The sequence below is a fragment of the Myxococcales bacterium genome (assembly GCA_016717005.1).
Classification (GTDB): domain Bacteria; phylum Myxococcota_A; class Polyangia; order Haliangiales; family Haliangiaceae; genus UBA2376.
In genome coordinates this window covers 1-19,992 of record JADJUF010000041.1, presented here as the reverse complement: position 1 = coordinate 19,992, position 19,992 = coordinate 1, and the positions used below count along the sequence as shown (strand labels likewise).

The following is a 19,992-nucleotide window of genomic DNA, read 5'->3' as shown; positions in this document are numbered from 1 at the left end:
TGACAGCGCGCGGCCCGCCGCCCGGCGACGCGCGGCGGCGGTTCAGTCGCACTGGTGCGCGGCGCACATGCACGCGCCCGCGCACTCGTTGACGATCTCGCCGGTCTCGAAGAAGTGCTTGATCTGGCGGCGGCTGGCGGCCTGGGTCCGGGTCAGGTTGTGCATGCCGGTCTCGGGCGCCGGCTCGTTGGTGAGCGGCACCGCCGGCGCGCCGCCGTCCATGATCACCAGCGCGCTGCCGCCGACGATCGGGCTGTCGGCCGCGGTCATGCCGTACGGCGTGTAGACCGAGGCCGGGGCCAGGACCGGCACGCCCATCGTGCGGGCCTGCCACTCGGTCGCGAGGTTGGGGACCTCGTCGTCGCCGATCGCCATGTGCATGAGGATCTGCTTGGGCGGGGTGCCGGTGGCGGTGCCGGCCAGCACGACGTTGGCGACGCCCGAGGTCTCGGTCTGGTCCCAGCGCTGCTGGAACAGGCTGATCGCCAGCACGACGTCGAACGGATCGGGGTAGGTGCCCGACAGGATGGTCTTGTAGGTCGGCCAGTCGGTCGAGCGCTCGAGCATCGTCGAGTAGTTGCCGCCGCCGACGCCGATCACGGCGCGGCGGATCTTCTTGGTGTAGGCGATGACCGTGGTCCCGAAGATGTGGCCCTGCGACAGGCCGTAGTAGTAGAGCTTGGTCGGGTCGGCGAGCTGGGCGCCGGTGGTGCAGCCGGTGGCGGCGGCGTCCTCGGCCCGGCACACGAACAGCTCCTCGGCCAGGACCGTCTCCATCGCGCGCTCGAGCGCGACGTGGTTGGCGATGCCCTGGACCAACGTCTCGAAGATCTCGTCGCCGTAGTTCAGGTCCGACAGCGCGCGGGCGATGTTGCCGATGTCGCGCTCGCTCATGCCGCGCATGTCGGTGCCGATCGAGATCACGCACGCGGCCGCGGCGGTGTCGCGGATCGCGCCCGACGCGGCCTGCTGGCCCGAGCCGTTGAGGCCGTGGCCGTACATCATGATCCCGACCGGCTCGGCGGCGGTGTACGCGCAGGTCGGGATGACCGCGGTGAACGGGATCTCGTACATGCCCTGGTAGGCGGGCAGGCCGGCGCTGTCGAGCGCCAGGGTCGTGCCGGGCTGGAACGCGCCGCCCTGGGTCAGGAACAGCGGCGCGGTCACGAACGCGTCGATGCGGCGGCGGATGTTGGCGTCGACCATCGAGTCGTCGTCGATGCGGTAGGTCTGGCGGGTCGTCGCGAGGTGCTCGACCACCTGATCGCGGGCCGAGGTCGGCAGGCGCCGGACGAACTCGTCGGACGCGACCGTGAAGTCCCAGGCCAGGACCAGATCGTCAGCGGGCACGCCGGCGGTGGCGAGCGCGTCGCGGAGCGCGCCGAAGCTGGCGCGCGCGCGCGCGAACAGCGGGTGCGCGACGTCGGCGCCGTCGAGCAGCGCCTGGAACCCGGGCGAGATCGGCAGCGCGCCGCCGGCCTTGCTCTTGAGGCTCTTGCGGATCGCGACGCCGTAGCGGTGGCCGGCGGTGAGGCGCGCGGCCGGGCGGATGTAGAGCGCCTGGCTGTCGGGGGTGCTGGCGGCGGTGACGTCGAGCTCGGCGAAGTGGGCGACGCGCTCGCCGGTGGTGAGGTCGAGCAGGACGGTCGGGCTGGCGGCGCCGAGGCTGTCGCCGAAGTGCAGCTGGTCGACCAGGTTGGCGCCGTCGACGCCGCCCGGGAACGCGGTCACGATCGCGGCCGCGGCCGAGAAGCCGTCGGCCTTGTTCCACGGCCCCGGCGCGACCTTGTCGCCGTTGGCGTTGGTGAGGAGGCCGCCGACCGGGATGTCGAGGCGCACGCCGGTGGCGGACGCCGCGTCCGCGAGCTCGTAGACCGACGACGGCCACGGCACCATGCAGTGCCCGGCGCCGAGCGGGTTGCACTCGTCGGCCACGGGGAACGGCGTCGGCGAGCCGCCGTCGTCGCCGCACGCGGCGGGCAGGGCCAGGAGCGAGAGCAAGGCTAGGGACACGAGCGGGCGCATGGCCCGGAACCTACAACGCAGGCGCGGCCGACGGTGAGGCCAAATCGAGCTTCGCGATCGCGCGCGACAGGTTGGACCGCGCGGCGGCGTCGAGCCGCCGGTGCCCGTCGAGGGAGCAGAAGATCCGCGGCGCGGCCGCGAGGCCCGCGAGGAACGCGCGGCGACCAGCCCGGTAGGCGGTGACCGGCACGTGGCCGTACTCGCGGGCGACCGCGGCGTCGTAGGCGTCGAAGCGCGCCGGCTCGGCGCCGAGGATCGCCAGATCGCAGTCGAGCATGCGCGCGGTGTCGTCGTCGAGCGCCTCGCCGGCGATGGCGCCGTGGCGCGCGGTGGCCAGGATCATCGCGCGCACCGCGGCCAGGTCGAGGGCGTCGGTGACGAAGCGCGCGGCCAGCTCGTCGGCCAGGTCCGCGCTCCGGGCCTCGTTGTCCCGGGCCCCGGCGACGTAGATCGCGTCGTGGCAGACCAGCGCCCAGTACACCTCGCGCGGCTGGCGCCAGGGCGCGCGCGCGGCGGCGGCGTGGTACTCGGCGAGCACGGCGTCGAGGTGCGCGAGGTCGTGGTACGCGCGCGGCGGCGTCGACCACGCGGCGCAGACGGCCGCGGCGCACGGCGCGGAGATCGAGAGCGGTGCGTCGGCGAAGCGAGCCACGGCGCCAGGGTGGCATCCCTGAGGCCGGCGCGGTAGCTTCGACCGAGATGGTCCGCGCGCTCGCGTTCGTCGTCGCCCTCACCGCGGTCGCCTGCCCGGGCCCCGGCCCCCGGACCACCACGCCGGGCGGCAAGCCGTCGGGCGGCAGCGGCAGCGGCAGCGGCGGCAGGGTCGGCGGCGGCGCCGGCAGCGGCGCGGTCAAGCCGCCGGCGGGCCCCGACGGCGGCGTGGCCCTCGACATGCGGTGCCTCACGACCGGCTGCGTCTATCACGGTGGCCTGATGGCCGGCGCCTATTATACGTGCCTGTCGTCCGGGGCCGGGAGCTGCTTCCATTTCGGCGGCCGGTGCGCGCCGACCGACGGCTGCATGTACGACGCGGCGGCCCGCCAGTACCGGCGCTGCGACGCGCCGGTCGAGGGTCAGTGCGCGCGCTACGGCGGCCCGTGCGAGCCCGCCTCGGGCTGCGCCTGGAACCCCGCCGACGGTTTGCACCACACGTGCGAGGCGTGGTCGAAGGGCGCGTGCACGCGGTGGGGCGCGCCGTGCGCGCCCTGAGCTCGGCGCCCGCTGCCGTCGACCCGCCGCGCCGCGCTGTGCACCCGTGGTCCCGCCGCGCGCTCGGCGCGGCGGCGGCGATCGCGGTGGCGGCGATCGGCCCGGCCGCGGCCGCAGCCGACCAGCCCGAGGAGCTGGCCGAGCTCGGCTGGCCCGCGACCACCCGCTCGGTCGGGCCGCGGGGCCGCACCGCGACGATCTACGCCGAGCCCGGACGGCGCCGCCCGATCGGGACGCTGGCCCGGGGCGCCCGGGTCGCGTGGACCGCGGTGCACGCCGGCGATCGTCGCTGCCGGGCGTGGCTCGAGCTGACGTCGCGCGGCTACGTCTGCGCGCGCGAGCTGGCGCCGTCGGAGCTCGAGCCCAGCGCGCCCGAGCTGTCGCTGGGCCCGTACGCCGACGTGCGCGGCGCCGAGGCCGAGGTGTTCGCCACCATCGCCGACGTCCGCGCCGGCGTCGCGACCGGCGTCGTGCCGGGCACCACGTTCGTGGCGATCCGCCCGCGCACCGTCACGGTCGACGGCGTCCGCTTCCTCGAGACCGACCAGGGCTACCTGCCGGCGTCGGCGCTGTCGCTGCGCACGCCCAGCGGCTGGGCCGGGTTCGATCCGCGGGTCGAGCCGCCGCCGGCGTGGCCGTTCGCGTGGGTGATGCCGGCGCACAAGGGCGACGCCGTCGACGTGCGCGCGGCGCCGCGACGCCAGGCCGAGCGGGTCGACGCGCTCGCGGCGCGCGCGCGCGTGCCGGTGTTCGAGACGGTCGGCCGGTGGACCCGCGTCGGCGATGAGCGCTGGATCGAGACCGCGCGGCTGCGGGTGGCGCGGGTGACGGCCGCGCCGGTCGGCGTCGCCGCCGACGGGCAGTGGATCGACGTCGATCTCGATCAGCAGGTGCTGATCGCCTACGAGGGCGCGACGCCGGCCTACGCGACGCTGGTGTCGACCGGGCGCAAGGAGTGGCGCACGCCCTACGGCGTGTACCGCATCCGCACCAAGGCCGCGCGCACGCGCATGCGCAGCCCGATCGGCGCGCGGGCCCACTGGGACGTGGCCGAGGTGCCGTGGTCGATGGGCTTCCGCAAGAACTTCGCGCTGCACGGCGCCTACTGGCACGACGGCTTCGGCTCACCGCGCAGCCACGGGTGCGTGAACCTGTCGCCGGCCGACGCCGCGCACGTGTTCGCGTGGGCCGGCCCGAGCCTGCCCGACGGCTGGCGCTCGCTCGCGACCGACGCGACCGACGCCGCCGACCTCGCCACCGGCACGGTCGTGCGCCTGCGCGATCGGCGCCACCCCGATCCGCCGTGGCGCGGCTACCTGGGCGAGCGCGTGGCGCCGTGACGCGCGCGCGCCGCGCCGTGATCGCGCTCGCGGTCGTGGTCGGGGCGTGCGCCGACGACGCCGCGCCGCCCGACGCCGAGACCGGGCCGTGGCGCCGCGGCCCCGATCTGCCGGCCGCGCGCCTCGAGCCGGCGGTGGCGGCGCGGGCCGATCGGCTGGTGGTCGTCGGTGGGTTCGGGCCGGGGCTGACCATCGAGCGCACGGTCGACGAGCTCGATCCGGCGACCGGGCGCTGGACGTCCGGCCCGCTGGTGCCGGTGGCGTGGACCCACGCCCAGCTCGTCGCGGTCGGGCCGCGGCTGTTCCTCCTCGGCGGGCTGGCCGGGCGCGGGTTCGAGGCGCGCGGCGACGTGTTCGTCGACGACGGCGCCGGGTGGCAACCGCGCGCGCCGCTGCCGATCGGCGCCGAGCGCGGCGGCGCGGCCGTGATCGCGTCGGCGACGACGATCTACCTGCTGGGCGGCGCGTCGACCACCGCGGCGGTCGCGTCGGCGTGGGCCTACGACGTCGCCGCCGATCGCTGGGACCCGCTGCCCGACCTGCCGACGCCGCGGTCGCACCCGGTGGCGGGGCTCGCGCCCGACGGCACCGTCGTCGTCGCGGGCGGGCTCCGCACGCTCGACGCGGCCGAGCCGATCGCCGACGTGCTCGCGCTCGCGCCGGGCGCGGCGGGCTGGCAGCCGCGCGCGCCGATGCCGACCGCGCGCGGTGGCTGCGCCGCGGGGGTGGTCGACGGCGAGCTGTGGTGCGCCGGCGGCGAGGCCGGCACGAGCGCGCTCGCGACGGTCGAGGCCTACGCGTTCGCGACCGACACCTGGCGCACGTTGCCGCCGCTGCCCGCGCCGCGCGCCGGCACCCAGGGCGCGGTGATCGCCGGCGCGCTGTACATCCCCGGCGGCGCCGCGCACCTCGCGTACGAGCCCGAGGCCTCGGTGTTCCGCTGGCAACCGTGACGCCGCTTTGAGCGAATCTTCTTGCGTGGATGGGCCGCCGTGGTACTCACGCCCCATACACACGCGTCTTTCTGGGATGTGATCGCTGGCCTCCACGTCGGAGCGCGACCTGCCAACCAGCGATTCCCGTGCGGAACGGCCCCGTTGCCCCGCCACCCCAGCGCCCACCCCCGCCTCACCGACGCTGACCTCGCCGCGCTCGCGGCGACCGCCGGCCGCGACTGGGCCGCCGTCCGGGTGCGCGAGCTGGCCGAGCAAGACCGCCAGGTCGCTGGCGGCTGGCCCGGCACGCTGCGCGAGGCCAAGGCCCAGGTGCTGGCAGCGCTCAGCAAGCGCGGCGCAGCGGCGCCGACCGTCGAGCAGCTCGACGGGCTCGCGCGCGCAGCCACCGCGGCCGCGCGCAGCTGCTGGAGCCACCACGTCGAGCCCGATCCCGAACCTTGAGACGGCGCCCCGCGCGCCCCTGCTCTGGAGCACCATGGCCACCAATCGCAAAGCATCGTTGACCAAGCGCCAGCGCGAGCTCGACCAGAAGGACGGCGTGCGCGACCGTGAAGTGCGCCGCGCCGAGCGCCTGACGCGGCTCGCCGAGCGCGTGGCCGCGGGCGTCGTTGGCGCGCCGATCGAGGCCGAGCCGCCCATCGAAGACCGCCGGACGCCCGAGCCGCCACCGTTCCTGGACGAGATCGCGAGCTGAGCGCGCCGATCCGTTTGATCTCGCGGCGGTGAGCGCACCGCGCGGCCGGGCGCGCGCCCGACCGTGATCCACGAACCCTCCGACCACGGAGGGTTTCGTCGTCGTGGCGGACTCAGCGGTGGTGGGCGGCGAGCCAGGCGGTCAGGTCGTCCGGGAAGGTCGTGGCGAGCTGCGGGATGTGGGTCCCGTCGGGGATCGTCCACAGCTCGGCGGTGCCGCTGGCGGGGCAGCCGCCGGTGATGTCGACGGTCGACTCGGCGCCGGCCTGGAGCGCGTCGACGTCCTTGGTGCCGCTGGCGGTCGGCGCGCCGGTGCAGCCGTTGCGCGTGGCCCAGGCGGCGACGCTGTCGACGGCGCCCGGCGACTGCATGCCGCCGAACAGGCCGGTCTCGTACGGCACGGTCGCGTCGCCGGTGCCGTGGATGTGGAGCACGTGCACCGGCGCGGTCGGCGCGCACGGCGTGGTCGTCGCGTGGCCGGCGAGGCCGACGATCGCGGACACGACGTCGGCGCGGTCGCACGCCATCCGGTAGGCCATGAACGCGCCGTTGGAGTGGCCCAGGATCGCGACGTCGGCGACCGGCCACGCGGCGCTGACGTCGTCGATCAGGCCGCCGATGTAGGCGACGTCGTCGACGCCGCTGGCGCCGAAGTCGCAACACTCGGGACCGGAGTTCCAGAACTGCGAGCCGCCGCTGTCGGTGGTGCCGTCGGGCGCGAGGATGAACATCTGGCGCGCGGTGGCGGCGTCGTTGAGCTTGAAGTACCCCTGCTGCAAGAACGCGTTGGCGCCGTAGCCGTGCAGGATCACCAGCAGCGGGTAGGTCTTGGCCTCGTCGAAGTCGCGCGGCACCTGCAGCGACACCGCGCGGGCTCCACCGAACTCGGTCGGGCGCTCGACCGGCGGCGCGTCATCGCCGCCGCAGGCGAGCAGGGGAGCGAGCGAGAGCGAGGCGAGGACGAGCGAGGCGAGGCGCATGCGCGCAGTCTACTCGACCCCGGTCACGGTGGCGCGCGTCGTCGCCACGGGCGGACCTCGGCCTGGACCAGGAGCGCCAGGCCGAACGCGCTGTACAGGACCATGACCACCCGCCGGGCCACCGCCGTGGTGACCCCGAGGCTGGCCGGCTGGCCCAGCGCGACCATCAGCGCGGCGGTGCCGCCCTCGGTCACGCCCAGGCCCAGCGGGACGATGTTCGCGACGATGTTGACCAGCGTGCCGGCGGTCGCGAGCGCCGCCATCACGTCGAGCGGCGGCGCGTGGCCGTTGGCGTAGAGCACCAGCCACGCCGCGAACCACTGCAACACCTTCGAGACCAGCGCCCACAGCCCCGGGGCCCAGCCGCGCAGGCCGCGGCCGTCGCCGCGCAGCGCGCCGTCGAGCGCGGTGGCCTTGGCGCGCCAGCGCTCGGCCCGCGCCGCCGAGATCAGGCGCGCGCGCGCGAGCCCGTGGACGACCGTGGTCACCATGCCGGCCCGCAGGAGCAGCGCGAGCCCGCCGCCGATCACGACCGCCAGCGCGGTGCCGACCCACAGCGTGCGCGTGAGCCAGCCCGGCAGCGGCAGCGCCAGCGCGCACACCGGCGCGCCGAGCACGATGAAGCCCAGGTTGATCGCGACGTAGACCATCGTGAACCGCGCGATCGCCGCGACCGCGCGGGTGGTCTCGGTGTCGCGCATCAGCAGCGTGACCTTGGTGGCCTCGCCCAGGCTGGCCAGCGGGGTCACCAGGTTGATCGCGCGCCCGGCCACCTGCGCGTGCAGCACCCGCGCGAACGACGACCGCGGCGCGGCCGCGCCGAGGAAGCCGCTGATCGCGAGCGCGTCGCACAGCGCCGACACCACCTCGATCGCCACCAGCGCCACGAACCACGCGCCGATCGCGCGGAGCTGATCGACGACCGTGCCGACCCCGACCTGGCGCAGCGTGAAGACCAGCGCGCCGGCGGCGATCACCGACGCGACGATCGTGAAGATCCGCGCCCACCGCGGCGGCGCGGTCGAGGGCGCGGGCTCGGTCACCGCAGGTACGCCGGCGCCTGCACCGCCGAGCGGCACTGCCAGTTGAACGAGCGCAGCTGCCCGGCCTCGCCGCGCTCGCGCAGGCCGGTCACGAGCGCGTCGGCGGCGGCCCGCAGCGCGCCGTCGCCGCGGCCGGCGTGGTGCCACGCCAGCGCCACCAGGTACGCCGCCTCGCCCCAGTGCTCGTCGTAGTCGTCGACCTCGCCGGCCCGGCCCAGGCCCATCCAGTAGTACGGCTTGCCGGTCGGGTCGCGGCCATCGCGGGCGACGATCCGGCCCAGCCGCACCAGCGCGTCGGTGACCCGCGTGGCCGCGGCGCCGCCGACCCGGCGGGCGTGGCCCGCGAGCGCGTCGGCGAGGATCGCGCTCATCCACGGGCTGCAGCCGTCGTAGCCGTAGGCCTCGCCGTGGGCGGTGGCCGAGTGCGCGAAGCAGCGGGCGTCGCGATCGGTCCAGCTGCTCGGGTAGTCGGCCTGGACCGCGAGGTAGGCGTCGACCGCGGTCGCGGCCCAGCCGGCGAACGTCGCCGCGCGGTCGTCGGACACGATCGCCGCGAACTCGTACGCGAGCAGGCCGAAACCGGCGTGGCGCTCGGTCCAGAAGTCGTCGCCGCCGGCGTAGCCCGGGTCGGTCCACAGATCGTGGGCGCGCACGGCCACGTCCTCGGCCGCCTCGCGGTAGCGCGCGTCGCCGGTGGTGAGGTAGTGCAGCGCCAGGCCCTGGGTGTAGTGGTACTTGAGATCGTCGGCGGCGCCGGGCACGCCGATGCGCGTGGCGCTGCCAGTGCCGGTGAGGCCGCGGCGATAGATGCCGGCCTCGCGGTAGGCCGAGGTCAGCGGGCCGAGGTCGCCGGTGATCGCGTAGCCGCGGTACATCGCGGTCACGCGATCGAACAGCCACACGTCGCGCGCGCTGGCGGCGGCCAGGAACGCGTCGGTGTCCCAGCGGGCGTAGTCGCAGACGTCGCCCCAGGCGTCGAGGGGCGTGCCGGCGATCGCCGCCTGCGGCACGAGCGCGCCGAACGCACCGCTGCCGGCCAGCCACGCCGCCGGCAGCACCGCCCACACCCGCGGCGTCTCGTCGGCGCCGGCCAGGGTGTCGGTCACCGGCACCGGGGCGCGGTCGCCGCCGCCGCGCGCGCCGACCTCGACGTCGAGCGTGGTCTCGCCGGAGATCGCGAGCTCGACCTGGACCAGCACGCTGCGCAGCGAACCGTCGGGGTACGCGGCCAGCGGCACCCGGGCCGCGGCGAGATCGGCGCCGGCGTGGGCGAGCCGCACGCTCGCGGCGTCGGTGAGGAGCCCGGCCGGCAGCGGGATCGCGAAGCTGACCACCTGGGTGCCGGCGACGCCGGCCGCCGGCACCAGGCGCACGGCGAACGCGGGCTCGATCGGCGCGGCGTCGGGGCCGGTGTCATCGCCGGCGGTCTTGCCGCCGCAGGCGACGATCAGCGCGAGCGCGAGGGCCGCGAGCGCGGCGGACGAGCGGGTCGGGACCATGGCCGGATGGTGCGGCGTCGTCGCCACGGCGTCCACCCGGTGTGCGGTATGTTGCGGTCGTGCGGCTGAACAAGTTCATCAGCGAGACCGGCGTGTGCTCGCGGCGCGAGGCCGACGACTGGATCGCGGCGGGACGGATCACCGTCAACGGCGCCCAGGCCGGGCTCGGCACCGTGGTCGAGCCCGGCGACACGGTCGCGGTCGACGGCACGGTCGTGACCGCCAAGGATCGTCCGCCGCCGGTCTACATCGCGCTCAACAAGCCGGTCGGCGTCATCTGCACGACCGAGCGCGCGGTCGAGGGCAACATCGTCGACTTCGTCGACCACGCCGAGCGGATCTTCCCGATCGGCCGCCTCGACAAGGACTCCGAGGGGCTGATCCTGCTGACCAACGACGGCGACATCGTCAACGAGGTGCTGCGGGTCGAGCACGATCACGAGAAGGAGTACGCGGTCACGGTCGATCGCAACCTCACCGACGAGTTCATCGCGGCGATGGCGCGCGGGGTCCGGATCGACGCGGGCCTGACCCGGCCGTGCAAGATCTGGTCGGTGGCGGCGCGCGTGTTCCGGATCGTCCTGACGCAGGGGCTCAACCGCCAGATCCGCAAGATGTGCGAGGCGCTCGGCTACCAGGTGGTCGCGCTGCAGCGCGTGCGGATCATGCACATCGAGCTCGGCCACCTGAAGGTCGGGCGCTGGCGCAACCTGACCGAGGCCGAGATCGCCGGGCTGACCCCGTCGACGCCGCGCTCACCGGCGCCGGCCGCGCGCCCGAACGCGCCGCGCGCGAACCCGCCGCGCCCGAACCCGCCCGCGAAGGCCAAGGCGAAGCCGACCGCGATCCCGTTCGGTCAGCCCGGCGCGCCCGGCGGGCCGCCGCTCGATCGCCGCGGCGGTGGCGGTGGCCGGGGTGGATCCCGGCGCGGCGGGCGCTGAGCCAGGCGCGTGCGCCGCGCTGCGCTCAGTCGCGCTGAGTCGCGCCGCGTCGCGCCGCGTCGCGTCGCGTCGCGCTGAGTCGCGCTGAGTCGCGCTGAGTCGCGCTGAGTCAGCCGGCCAGCCCGACCAGCCCCTTGAAGAATCGGATCGCGCCGAACACCATCGGCCCCCAGGCCACGATGTACGTGCCGCCGCCCGCGGCGCCGTCGTAGGTGACGATCGTGACGAGCGTGCCGACGCCGCACAGGAACGCGCCGAGCACCAGGTTGGTCACGGCCGCGCGTCGGCGCTCCGCGTGATCGTAGGCGATGGGATCCGCAGGGTCCGAGGGCGTCATGCCGGTGCTATCGACCGCGGCGGCCGCCGGTTGCGCGCGGTCGACCGAAAAGCGCGCCTCAGGCCGCCGCGGGCTTGGGCGACGGCTGGCGCCGGTCGCGCCGGTCGCGCTGGCGCACCTGCGCCGCGGCCCGATCGAGCTGCGCCTCTTCACGATGGTGACGACGCTCGGCGCGCCGCTCGATGTGACCGCCGAGGAGCTGCGGATCGAGAGCTGCTCTCCGGCCGACGACGCCAGCGAGCGCGTGCCGCGCGGCTGGGCGCCGGTGTAGCGCCGCGTGAATATCGGCGCGGCGGCGCCCGTCGACGCCCCATGCGCACGCGCGGCTGGGCCCTGGTGATCATGAGCACGCTCACGGCCGCGGCGGGCGGCGCCGCCGCCGACGGCGCGGTCGAGGTCGCGGCGTCGATCGACGTCACGGTCACGGTCGAGGCCACGGCGGCGCCGCCGCCGTCGTTCGTGGTCGACGCCGCGCCGCTGCCGGTCGTGGTCGACGCCGCGCCGCTGCCGTTCGTGGTCGACACCAGCGCGAGCGCCGGCGCCGCGTCGGCGCTGACCTCGTCGACGCCGCTGGTGCGCCCGCACTGGGAGGCTGCGCTGGCGATGGTGCTGCCGCTCGAGCTCGGGGACCCCGGCCTGCACGCCGCGGTCGGTCGCCAGATCGGCAGCTTCCGGCTCGCGGGTGAGTACACGCTGACCGACGCCGCCAGCGACCGTGCGATGCCGGGCGCGCTCGCGGTCGTGTCGGACTGTGGCCAGCGGCAGCGGCTCGGCGTGGCCGCGCGGTACCGCCTCGGCCTGGGCACGCCTGACGTGGGCGTCGGCTTCTACCTCGAGGGCGGCCTCGGCCAGGCCACGACCCGCTGGAGCAAGACCGGCACCAGCCGACGCGACGACGCGCTGATCGGGCTCGGCTTCGAGCTGGCCGGCGGCGGCGCCCGTCTCGCCGGCTTCGAGCTGGGTGGTCGATTCACGATCGCCGACGGCGACGGCCCCGACGCCGCGCGCGAGGTCACCGGGGTGATCACGGTCGGTCTGCTGGTCGGCGGCTGACGCGCGCGCGCGACGGCGCGGTCCGATCGCGGCATCATCGCCGCGATGACGTACCGGCCCGTGCCCCTGGTCTTCGAGCGCCTGCCCCCGACCGAGATGACCGCGCGCGCGCGCACGTACGCCGACGCGATGGTCCGGCGTCGCACCGTGCGCGACTTCTCGACCGAGCCGATCCCCGACGAGGTGCTCCTCGACGCGGTCCGGGCCGCGGCCAGCGCACCGTCGGGCGCGCACCAGCAGCCGTGGACGTTCGTGATCGTCACCGACGCCGAGACCAAGCGCCAGATCCGCGAGGCGGCCGAGGTCGAGGAGCGCAAGAGCTGGGGCGGGCGCATGTCGGAGGAGTGGCGGACCGCGCTGGCGCCGCTCGGCGTCGACGAGCACAAGCCGCACCTGACCGACGCGCCGGCGCTGATCGTCGTGTTCGCGCAGCCGTGGGGCGTCGACGCCGACGGCGCGCGGGTCAAGCACTACTACGTCGACGAGTCGGTCGGCATCGCGGTCGGGATGCTGCTGTCGGCGCTGCACCTCGCCGGCCTGGCCACGCTGACCCACACGCCCAGCCCGATGGGCTTCCTGCGCGAGGTGCTCGGCCGCCCGGCCCACGAGCGCGCCTTCGTCGTGATCCCGGTCGGCTACCCCGCCGCCGGGGCCCAGGTGCCCGACCTGCACCGCAAGCCGCTGGCGGAGGTGCTGGTCCGGAGGTGATCCTTCTGTCGGACCACTGTCTGCGATCATCGTGACGATATGAGCGTCTAAGCCCTGGCTCGCGCTCCACCGCTGGCGTAACGTCAAAGCATGACGAACGCGGAGGGTAAGGTGAGCGTCGCGAAGGTCGAGTACGAGGCGGTCGTCGACGAGCACAGCGGCGGCGTGGCCGTGCGTGTCCCGGTGCCGACGACGCCGGCGCGGGCGCTGACGCCGCGCTTGGTGCTGTCGGGCGGTGGTGGCGGGGCCTCGATCGTGGGGCATGGCTGGACCGTTTCGGGGATCGCGCCGATCACCGTCGACACCAGCGAGCACCTGCCGCGCTGGGACGGGACCGACGGGGTCGCGCTCGGCGGCGTCGCGCTGGTGCCCTGGCTCGCCGGGGGCGCGCCGCGCCGGCGGGTCGACGGCGCGTACCAGGTGACCACGCTGCGACCGCGGTCGGGCTTCGCCCGGGTCCGGGTCGAGCGGTGGGCCCACGCCGTCACCGGGGACGTCCACTACCGCAGCCGCGACGAGGCCGACGTGCTGACGATCTACGGCGCGCGCCCGCAGGCCGCGGCGCGCATCGTCGACGCCGCCGACCCGGCGCGGGTCGCGGCGTGGCTGCCCGAGGTGCAGCTCGACGCTGACGGCAACGCGCTGTGGCTCGAGTACGCGCCCGAGGACACGGTCGGCGTCGATCGCACCCAGCCGTGGGAGCCGTGGCGGCCGGTGCGCACGCAGCGCTACCTGACGGCGATCCGCTACGGCAACGTCACGCCGGTCGCGCTGACCGAGGCGATCGTCGCCGGCACGCCGCCGGCGGGCCGCTGGGCGATGCACCTCGTGATCGATCACGGCGATCATGGTGACGCGGTGCCGACGTTCGCGCCGGACCGGCCGTGGCCGGCGCGCGCCGACGCGTTCTCGTCGGCGCGGGACGGGTTCATCGTGCGCACCTACCGGCGGGTGCGGCGGTTCGTGTGCTTCCACGACCTGCCGGCGCTGGGGGCGGCGCCGGTGCCGGTGTCGGCGCTCGAGCTGGCGTACGACGACGATCCGGCCGGCGCGCGGCTGATCGGGGTGACGCGGGTCGGGTTCGTCGACGGCGCGCGCGCCGAGACCGCGCCGCTGGTGTTCGCGTACGCGGGCGCGGGGCTCGACGAGACGTTCCTGCCGGCGACGACGACGACGGGCCTGACCGCGGCGCGGACGCAGCTGGTCGATCTGTACGGCGAGGGCCTGCCGGGCATCCTCTACCAGGGCGAGCGCGGGTGGCTGTACCAGGCCAACCAGGGCGGCGGACAGTTCGCGGCGCCAGCGGCGGTGGCGGCGCAGCCGAACTTCGAGCGCGGCGTGGCCTTGGCCGACGTCGATCGCGACGGCGACACCGAGCTGGCGGTGACGACCGGGCGCCAGGCCGGGTCGTTCGCGCTCGAGCGCGAGGAGCGGCGGTGGGCGGGGTTCCGGCCGTTCGCGGCGTGGCCCAAGCTCGAGGGCGCGGTCGGGCGCACGTTCTGGGTCGATCTGAACGGCGACGGGCGCAGCGACGCGGTGATCGCGCGGGGCGACGCGCTGGTGTGGTTCCCGTCGGTGACGGGGCCGCTCGACGAGGTCGAGCGCGAGTTCGGCGAGCCGGTGGTGGTGCCGCTGCCGACGGGGGCGGAGGCGGCGCCAGGGTGCGGGCCCAACCCGCAGCTCGATCTGTTCTTCGCGGACATGACCGGCGACGGCATGCAGGACCTGGTGCGGGTGCGGCGGGGGCAGGTCGAGTACTGGCCGGCGCTGGGCAACGGGCGGTTCGGCGATCGGGTGGTGATGGACGGGGCGCCGGCGGTGCCGACGACGGCGGCGTTCGACAGCGCGCGGGTGCGGCTGGTGGATCTGGACGGCAGCGGCACGGCCGACGTGCTCTACCTCGACGACGGGCGGGTGTGGCACTTCCCGAACCTGGGCGGGCGGCGGCTGGGGACGCGGCGCGAGGTCGGGCACCTGCCGGCGTTCGACGGGCGCACCGCGGCGATCGCCGATCTGGCGGGCGACGGGCGGCCGGCGCTGCTGTGGTCGGCGCTGTCGCCGACGCGCACGCGGGCGCTGTCGTACCTGCCGCTCACGCCGGCGACGCCGCCGGGGATGCTGATCGCGGTCGACGACGGCTGCGGTCGGCGCACCGAGCTGACCTGGGGCAACTCGGCGACGCACTACCTGCGCGACGCCGCCCTGGGCGTGCCGTGGGAGACGCGGCTGCCGTCGCACCGGCCGGTGGTCGACGCGCGGGTCGAGCTCGACCTGGTCGGCGGGACCTCGGTGACGACGCGGTACCGCTACCGCGACGGGTACTTCGACGGCGCCGGCGGGGCGTTCCGCGGGTTCGGCCGGGTCGAGACGCTCGACGTGCCGCAGGTGCTCGGCGACGCCGGGCCCGACGGACCGGCGTTCGCGCCGCCGCTCTTGACCCGCACCTGGTTCCACCTGGGCACGGCGATGTGGAACCACCACCGACCGTTCGAGCCGTACACCGGCGATCCGCTGCTGCCGCGGATGGCGCCGCATGTCGAGGCACCGGGCGCGCACCTGCCGGCCGACGCGTCGGCGGCGCTGCGGCTGCTCGCGGGCTCGGTGGTGCGGCGCGAGCGCTGGGCGGTCGACGCCGCCGAGGCGCCGGTGGCAGATCCGTTCGACGTCGAGGAGGCCAGCTACCAGCTGGTGCTGTCGCAGCCGCGGCGCGGGGCGCAGCGGCCGGTGTTCGGCGTGGTGCCGCGGGCGCGGCGGGTCGCGACCTACGACGGCGCCGCCGGCGATCCGCGGGTGACCGAGGAGCTGGTGCTGGCCCACGACGCCTGGGGCGCGCCGACGCGCACCGCAACTGTGGCGTACGCGCGGCGCGGCGCCGTCGACGACGTCGCGCAGACCCGGACCTGGGTGACGATCACCGACGCGACCCGCGCCGACGTCGACACCGACGCGCAGTTCCTGCTCGGGGCCGAGGTCGAGACCACGCAGTGCGAGCTGGTGGGCGTGGCGCCGGTCGCCGGGCAGCTCGCGCCCGAGGCCTTGACCGCGGCGGCGGTCACCGCCGCGCTGGCGACGCCGGCGCCGTTCGAGCAGGCGCTGGATCCAGCGGCGACCGCGCCGGCGGCGAGGCGCCTGGCGTGGCAGCGCACCTATTACTGGGATGCCGCGCGCGCCGCGATGGCGCCGCTGGGGGCGGTGGCGCCGGCGCCGCGGGTGCACCACGCCGAGGTGGCGTGCCTGACGCCTGGGCTGCTGGCGGCGACGCTCGACACCCGCGTCGACGCCGCGGGCGTGGCGGCGCTGGGCTACGTGCTGGCCGACGGTCACTGGTGGCAGCCGGGGCCGGTGCAGGAGGTGAGCGGGCCGTTCGGGCTGGTCACGCGCACGGTGCGCGGCGACGGCGCGAGCGCGCAGGTCGTCTACGACGCCGACCAGCTCGCGGTGGTCGAGACCATCGACGCGCTCGGCTTGTCGACGACGATGACGATCGACTACCGGGTGCTGGCGCCGGCGCAGACCGAGGATCCGAACGGGACGATCGCGCACGCGCGGTTCGATGGGTTCGGGCGGCTGGGCGCGGGCGGCACCGAGGGCCACGTCGGGACCGAGCCGTGGGGCAGCGGCGCGCTGGGCGCGTGGCAGCCGCCGGTGGGCGCGACGACCGCGTCGGTGCTGGCGGATCCGGCGGGGTTCCTGGGGGCGGCGGCGACGGCGACGTGGGTCGATGATCGAGCGTGGGTGCGGGACGGGGCGCCGGTGGCGGAGGTGACGGTGGCGCGGAGCGCGCTGGTGTACGACGGCGCGGGCGGTGGCGACGCGGCGGGGCCGCTGGAGGTGCGGGTGCGGTACCTCGACGGGTTCGGGCGGGTGCTGCAGGAGAAGGTGCGGGTCGAGGCGGGGCCGGCGATCTCGCGGGACGCGGGCGGGCAGGTGATCGTCGACGGGGGCGGGCAGCCGGTGCTGGCGGCGGCGGCGACGCGGTGGCGAGTGTCGGGGCACGTGGTCTACGACGCGAAGGGCCAGCCGGGGCGGGTGTACGAGCCGTACTTCTCGGCGAGCGCGGCGTACGAGAGCGACGCGGTGCTCGAGCGGTTCGGGGTGGCGACGGTGACGAGCTACGACGCGGTGGGGCGGGCGGTGCGGGTCGACCTGCCGAACGGGACGTACGCGACGACGACGCCGGGGGCGTGGGCGACGGTGGCGGCGAGCGCGGGGGACAACGTGCTGGACTCGACGTACCGGCTGGTGCGCGAGGGCCGGCCGGTGGACGACGCGGAGCGCGTGGCCTACGAGCACGCGGCGGCGCACGCGGGGACGCCGACGGTGACGCACGTCGACGCGCGGGGGACGGCGTGCGCGGTGGTGGCGGTGGGCGACGCGAGCGCGGCGACGCGCGTCGAGCGGACGGTGACCGACGCGAGCGGGCAGGTGGTGGCGCAGGTGGATCCGCGGGGCCTCGAGGCGTTCACGTACGCGCGGGACCTGCGGGGACGGCCGCTGGCGCAGAGCAGCGTCGACGCGGGGCCGACGTGGGCCCTGGCGGACGCGTACGATCGACCGGTGTGGACCTGGGACGGGCGCGGGTTTGAGATCGAGCGCAGCTTCGATGCGGCGGACCGACCGGTGGCGACGATCGTGCGCGATGGCGCGGCGCTCGACGCGCAGGTCGAGACCATCGCGTACGGCGATGCCGACGCGGACCTGGCGGCGGCGCGGGCGGGGAACCGGCTGGGGCGGGCGGTGCGGGTGCGCGACGGGGCGGGCGAGGTGCGGACGGTGGCGTATGATCCGGCGGGCGCCGTGCGGACCACCGAGCGACAGCTGCGCGTCGACCTCGACGACACCCCCGACTGGCGCGGGGCGGTGGCGCTCGAGGCCGAGGTGCTGACGGCGGCGGCGCGGACCGACGCGCTGGGGCGCGGGGTGTGGACGCGGCTGGTCGACGGGACCGAGCGGCGCGACGGGTACCATCCGGGCGGCGCGCTCGCGAGCGTGCGGGTGACGACGCCGGACGGGGCGCTGGTCGACGTGCCGATCGTCGACGGGCTGGCGCGCGACGCGCACGGGCGGGTGGCGGCGGCGACGCTGGGCAACGGCGTGGGCCAGACGTGGGCGTACGATCCGGCGAGCGGGCGGCTGGTGGCGCAGGACGCGACGCGCGCGGGCCAGGCGCTGCAGGGCCTGCGGTTCACCTACGACGCCGACGGGCGGGTGACGCGGGCGCTCGACCTGGCGCAGGAGGGCGCGGCGGCGCTGGTGCCGGCGGCGGTGAGCGCGCGGCGCGACTTCCGGTACGACGCGCACGGGCGGCTGGTCGAGGCGACCGGGCGCGTGCACCAGGCGCTCTTGCCGCACGACTACATCCCCGGCACCGCCGGGACCATCGGCGGCGCGCGGCACCTGTCGCTCGACAACGGCGCCGCGCTCGAGCGCTACACGCAGCTGTTCACGTACGACCCGTCGGGCAACCTGACGCGGATGCAGCACGCCGGCGCGACCGCGAGCTGGTCGACCGACTACTGGGTCGCGAGCGGCTCGAACCGCGCGACGGCGGCGCTCGATGTCAATGGAGTGCCGGTGGTGGACCCGGCGGCGATGTTCGACGCCGCGGGCAACATGGTCGCGCTGGCGCACCTGCGCCGGATGGCCTGGAGCTGGCGCGGGTGCCTGACCGAGGCCGTGACCGTCGAGCGCGCCGGCGGGCCCGTCGACGACGGCGAGCGCTACGCGTACGGCGCGGACCGGGTGCGGGTGCGGAAGGTCGCCACGCGGCTGGTGGTCGGCGGGGAGACGCCCGTGGTCGAGACCCGCGAGGTGCTGTACTGCGACGGTGGGCAGGAGCGCGTGCGGGTGCGGCGCGGCGCGACGGTGGTGCTCGAGCGCTGGACCACGCACGTCGCCGACGGCGAGCGCCGGGTCGCGGTCGTCGACCGGCACGTCGTGGACACGCTGGCCGCGGAGGTGGACGCGATCGGCCCCGCCCGCGTGCGGTACCACCTGACGACGCCGCAGGGCTCGACCGCGCTCGAGCTCGACGCCGCCGGCGCGCTGATCTCGTACGAGGAGTACCTGCCCCACGGCGGCAGCGCGTTCATCGCCGGCGACGACGTCCGCGAGGTCGCGCGGCGCGACGTCCGCTACGCCGGCAAGGAGCGCGACCGCGCGACCGGCCTGGACGCGTACCCGCAGCGGTACTACGCGCCGTGGCTGGGCCGGTGGCTGTCGTGCGATCCGATCGGGCCCAAGGACGGGTTGAACCTGTACGCGTTCGTCGGCGGCGATCCGATCGGGATGGTGGATCCGGAGGGGACGGATCGGCGCGAGGCAGACGAGCGCAAGGCCAGGTCATCAGCGGCGCCAGAGGCTGCGACGAGCGGCATGTTCGGCCTGGCCACCCAAGCACGCCACATGGGGCAGGCCGCCGCAGGGCCAACGGAGACAGACTCGGCGCCCTCGAACTTGCGGGACCCGCACGACTACTCGGCCACCCCTGGATCGACGCTGTTCGTCCCCTCTGCGGGCCGCCCCGCCGAATCTGACGGCGTGCACACGGCCGCGAATCCGTTCTCGGACAAGGAGATTTTCAGCGCTCTAGCACCGCAGACTCCGGAAGCCCTTCGAGAAGCGGCGATGCACGCAGTGTTCGACGCGGCCCACGCGGATGTCGCGACCTCGCTACGCCGGAACGTCGAGCTTCACGGTGACGTCGCCGAGCAGACATTCAAGGTCTACCGCGACATCCTGGCGGAACTCGAGACCTCGGCCCGCACCGGTGCGCCCATCGATGTCAAGGGGCTCTGGCGACGCGCGCGCGCGTTCCCGTGGGACTACGACCACATGGGGTGGATGCAGCTCGGGCCGACCCGCAAGGGAGAGAAGCCCAACTCGTTCTCCAACCACGGCGTGTTTCGTGGACGGCTCGTCGCCGGGGTCGATGTCGACGCGGTGTTCAACGTCGTCACCTCCAAAGTGAATCCCAAGCCAACGCTCAAGGAAAAGGTCGTCGCGCAGGCCGTCACGCTGATGGAAGCGGCGTTTATCGTCTACATGTCGTGGCCGCGCGGAGTGCCGGGTGTTGCGTCCCTCGAGGGGGCGGCAGCGCTCCGTGCGGGGCGCACAGCGACCGCGATCGAGGACCTCGTTGCGACGAGCGTCGCGTCCGAGGCGACGGCGCTCGCCCATGTTCGCGTCGGTGAGGTGGACGCGGCCAT

General features: G+C 75.6%; 16 protein-coding genes. 10 read left to right on the top strand and 6 right to left on the bottom strand.

The genetic code is table 11. The features are described from left to right. Nucleotides 1-42: 42 nt before the first annotated feature. Together IPL61_36920 and IPL61_36915 are read right to left on the bottom strand one after the other, a co-directional pair. Entirely contained in the window at nucleotides 43-2,025 is a 1,983-nt protein-coding gene (locus IPL61_36920; protein MBK9036775.1) for a hypothetical protein, read from the bottom strand. Nucleotides 2,026-2,035: 10 nt separating this feature from the next. Continuing rightward, nucleotides 2,036-2,647 (bottom strand): hypothetical protein, encoded by a 612-nt coding sequence (locus tag IPL61_36915; protein ID MBK9036774.1) that lies wholly within the window; start codon nucleotides 2,645-2,647, stop codon nucleotides 2,036-2,038. Nucleotides 2,648-2,724: 77 nt separating this feature from the next. Here IPL61_36915 and IPL61_36910 point away from each other — a divergent pair, with 77 nt between their 5' ends. The 5 genes from IPL61_36910 (at nucleotide 2,725) to IPL61_36890 (ending at nucleotide 6,224) form a co-directional block, all read left to right on the top strand. Continuing rightward, the gene (locus tag IPL61_36910) at nucleotides 2,725-3,234 is read left to right on the top strand and encodes a hypothetical protein (protein ID MBK9036773.1); all 510 of its coding nucleotides are present in this window, start codon (nucleotides 2,725-2,727) and stop codon (nucleotides 3,232-3,234) included. A gap of 38 nt (nucleotides 3,235-3,272) precedes the next feature. Further along, a complete protein-coding gene (locus tag IPL61_36905; protein MBK9036772.1) occupies nucleotides 3,273-4,574 on the top strand; it encodes a L,D-transpeptidase in 1,302 nt (433 codons plus the stop codon). After that, nucleotides 4,571-5,527, top strand: a complete 957-nt coding sequence (locus tag IPL61_36900; GenBank protein MBK9036771.1) for a hypothetical protein — start codon at nucleotides 4,571-4,573, stop codon at nucleotides 5,525-5,527. The genes IPL61_36905 and IPL61_36900 overlap by 4 nt, the downstream gene beginning before the upstream one ends. A 144-nt stretch (nucleotides 5,528-5,671) precedes the next feature. After that, complete coding sequence (locus IPL61_36895; protein MBK9036770.1) at nucleotides 5,672-5,971, top strand: hypothetical protein; 300 nt, start codon at nucleotides 5,672-5,674, stop codon at nucleotides 5,969-5,971. A 34-nt stretch (nucleotides 5,972-6,005) separates the two neighbouring features. Continuing rightward, complete coding sequence (locus IPL61_36890) at nucleotides 6,006-6,224, top strand: hypothetical protein (protein ID MBK9036769.1); 219 nt, start codon at nucleotides 6,006-6,008, stop codon at nucleotides 6,222-6,224. Between the two features lie 112 nt (nucleotides 6,225-6,336). On the opposite strand, the gene IPL61_36885 is transcribed toward IPL61_36890, so the two are convergent. The 3 genes from IPL61_36885 to IPL61_36875 are packed head-to-tail and all read right to left on the bottom strand — an operon-like array spanning nucleotide 6,337 to nucleotide 9,745. Further along, a complete protein-coding gene (locus IPL61_36885; GenBank protein MBK9036768.1) occupies nucleotides 6,337-7,203 on the bottom strand; it encodes a hypothetical protein in 867 nt (288 codons plus the stop codon). Nucleotides 7,204-7,226: 23 nt separating this feature from the next. Further along, entirely contained in the window at nucleotides 7,227-8,246 is a 1,020-nt protein-coding gene (locus IPL61_36880) for a flippase-like domain-containing protein (protein ID MBK9036767.1), read from the bottom strand. Continuing rightward, nucleotides 8,243-9,745, bottom strand: a complete 1,503-nt coding sequence (locus tag IPL61_36875) for a hypothetical protein (protein ID MBK9036766.1) — start codon at nucleotides 9,743-9,745, stop codon at nucleotides 8,243-8,245. The genes IPL61_36880 and IPL61_36875 overlap by 4 nt, the downstream gene beginning before the upstream one ends. 59 nt (nucleotides 9,746-9,804) lie before the next feature. On the opposite strand from IPL61_36875, the gene IPL61_36870 reads away from it, so the two are divergent. Further along, nucleotides 9,805-10,686, top strand: coding sequence for a pseudouridine synthase (locus tag IPL61_36870; protein ID MBK9036765.1), 882 nt, complete (start codon nucleotides 9,805-9,807; stop codon nucleotides 10,684-10,686). Nucleotides 10,687-10,795: 109 nt separating this feature from the next. On the opposite strand, the gene IPL61_36865 is transcribed toward IPL61_36870, so the two are convergent. Next, complete coding sequence (locus tag IPL61_36865) at nucleotides 10,796-11,023, bottom strand: hypothetical protein (protein ID MBK9036764.1); 228 nt, start codon at nucleotides 11,021-11,023, stop codon at nucleotides 10,796-10,798. Between IPL61_36865 and IPL61_36860 the strand changes: the two genes are divergently transcribed. From IPL61_36860 to IPL61_36845, 4 genes are all read left to right on the top strand, one after another. Beyond that, nucleotides 11,022-11,294, top strand: coding sequence for a hypothetical protein (locus IPL61_36860; protein MBK9036763.1), 273 nt, complete (start codon nucleotides 11,022-11,024; stop codon nucleotides 11,292-11,294). The two genes, IPL61_36865 and IPL61_36860, sit on opposite strands and share 2 nt — an antisense overlap. A gap of 41 nt (nucleotides 11,295-11,335) precedes the next feature. Continuing rightward, nucleotides 11,336-12,076 (top strand): hypothetical protein, encoded by a 741-nt coding sequence (locus IPL61_36855; GenBank protein MBK9036762.1) that lies wholly within the window; start codon nucleotides 11,336-11,338, stop codon nucleotides 12,074-12,076. A gap of 45 nt (nucleotides 12,077-12,121) precedes the next feature. Then, nucleotides 12,122-12,784, top strand: coding sequence for a nitroreductase family protein (locus IPL61_36850; GenBank protein ID MBK9036761.1), 663 nt, complete (start codon nucleotides 12,122-12,124; stop codon nucleotides 12,782-12,784). 90 nt (nucleotides 12,785-12,874) lie between these two features. Next, a partial coding sequence (locus IPL61_36845) for a hypothetical protein (GenBank protein MBK9036760.1) occupies nucleotides 12,875-19,992 on the top strand: 7,118 nt, incomplete at its 3' end.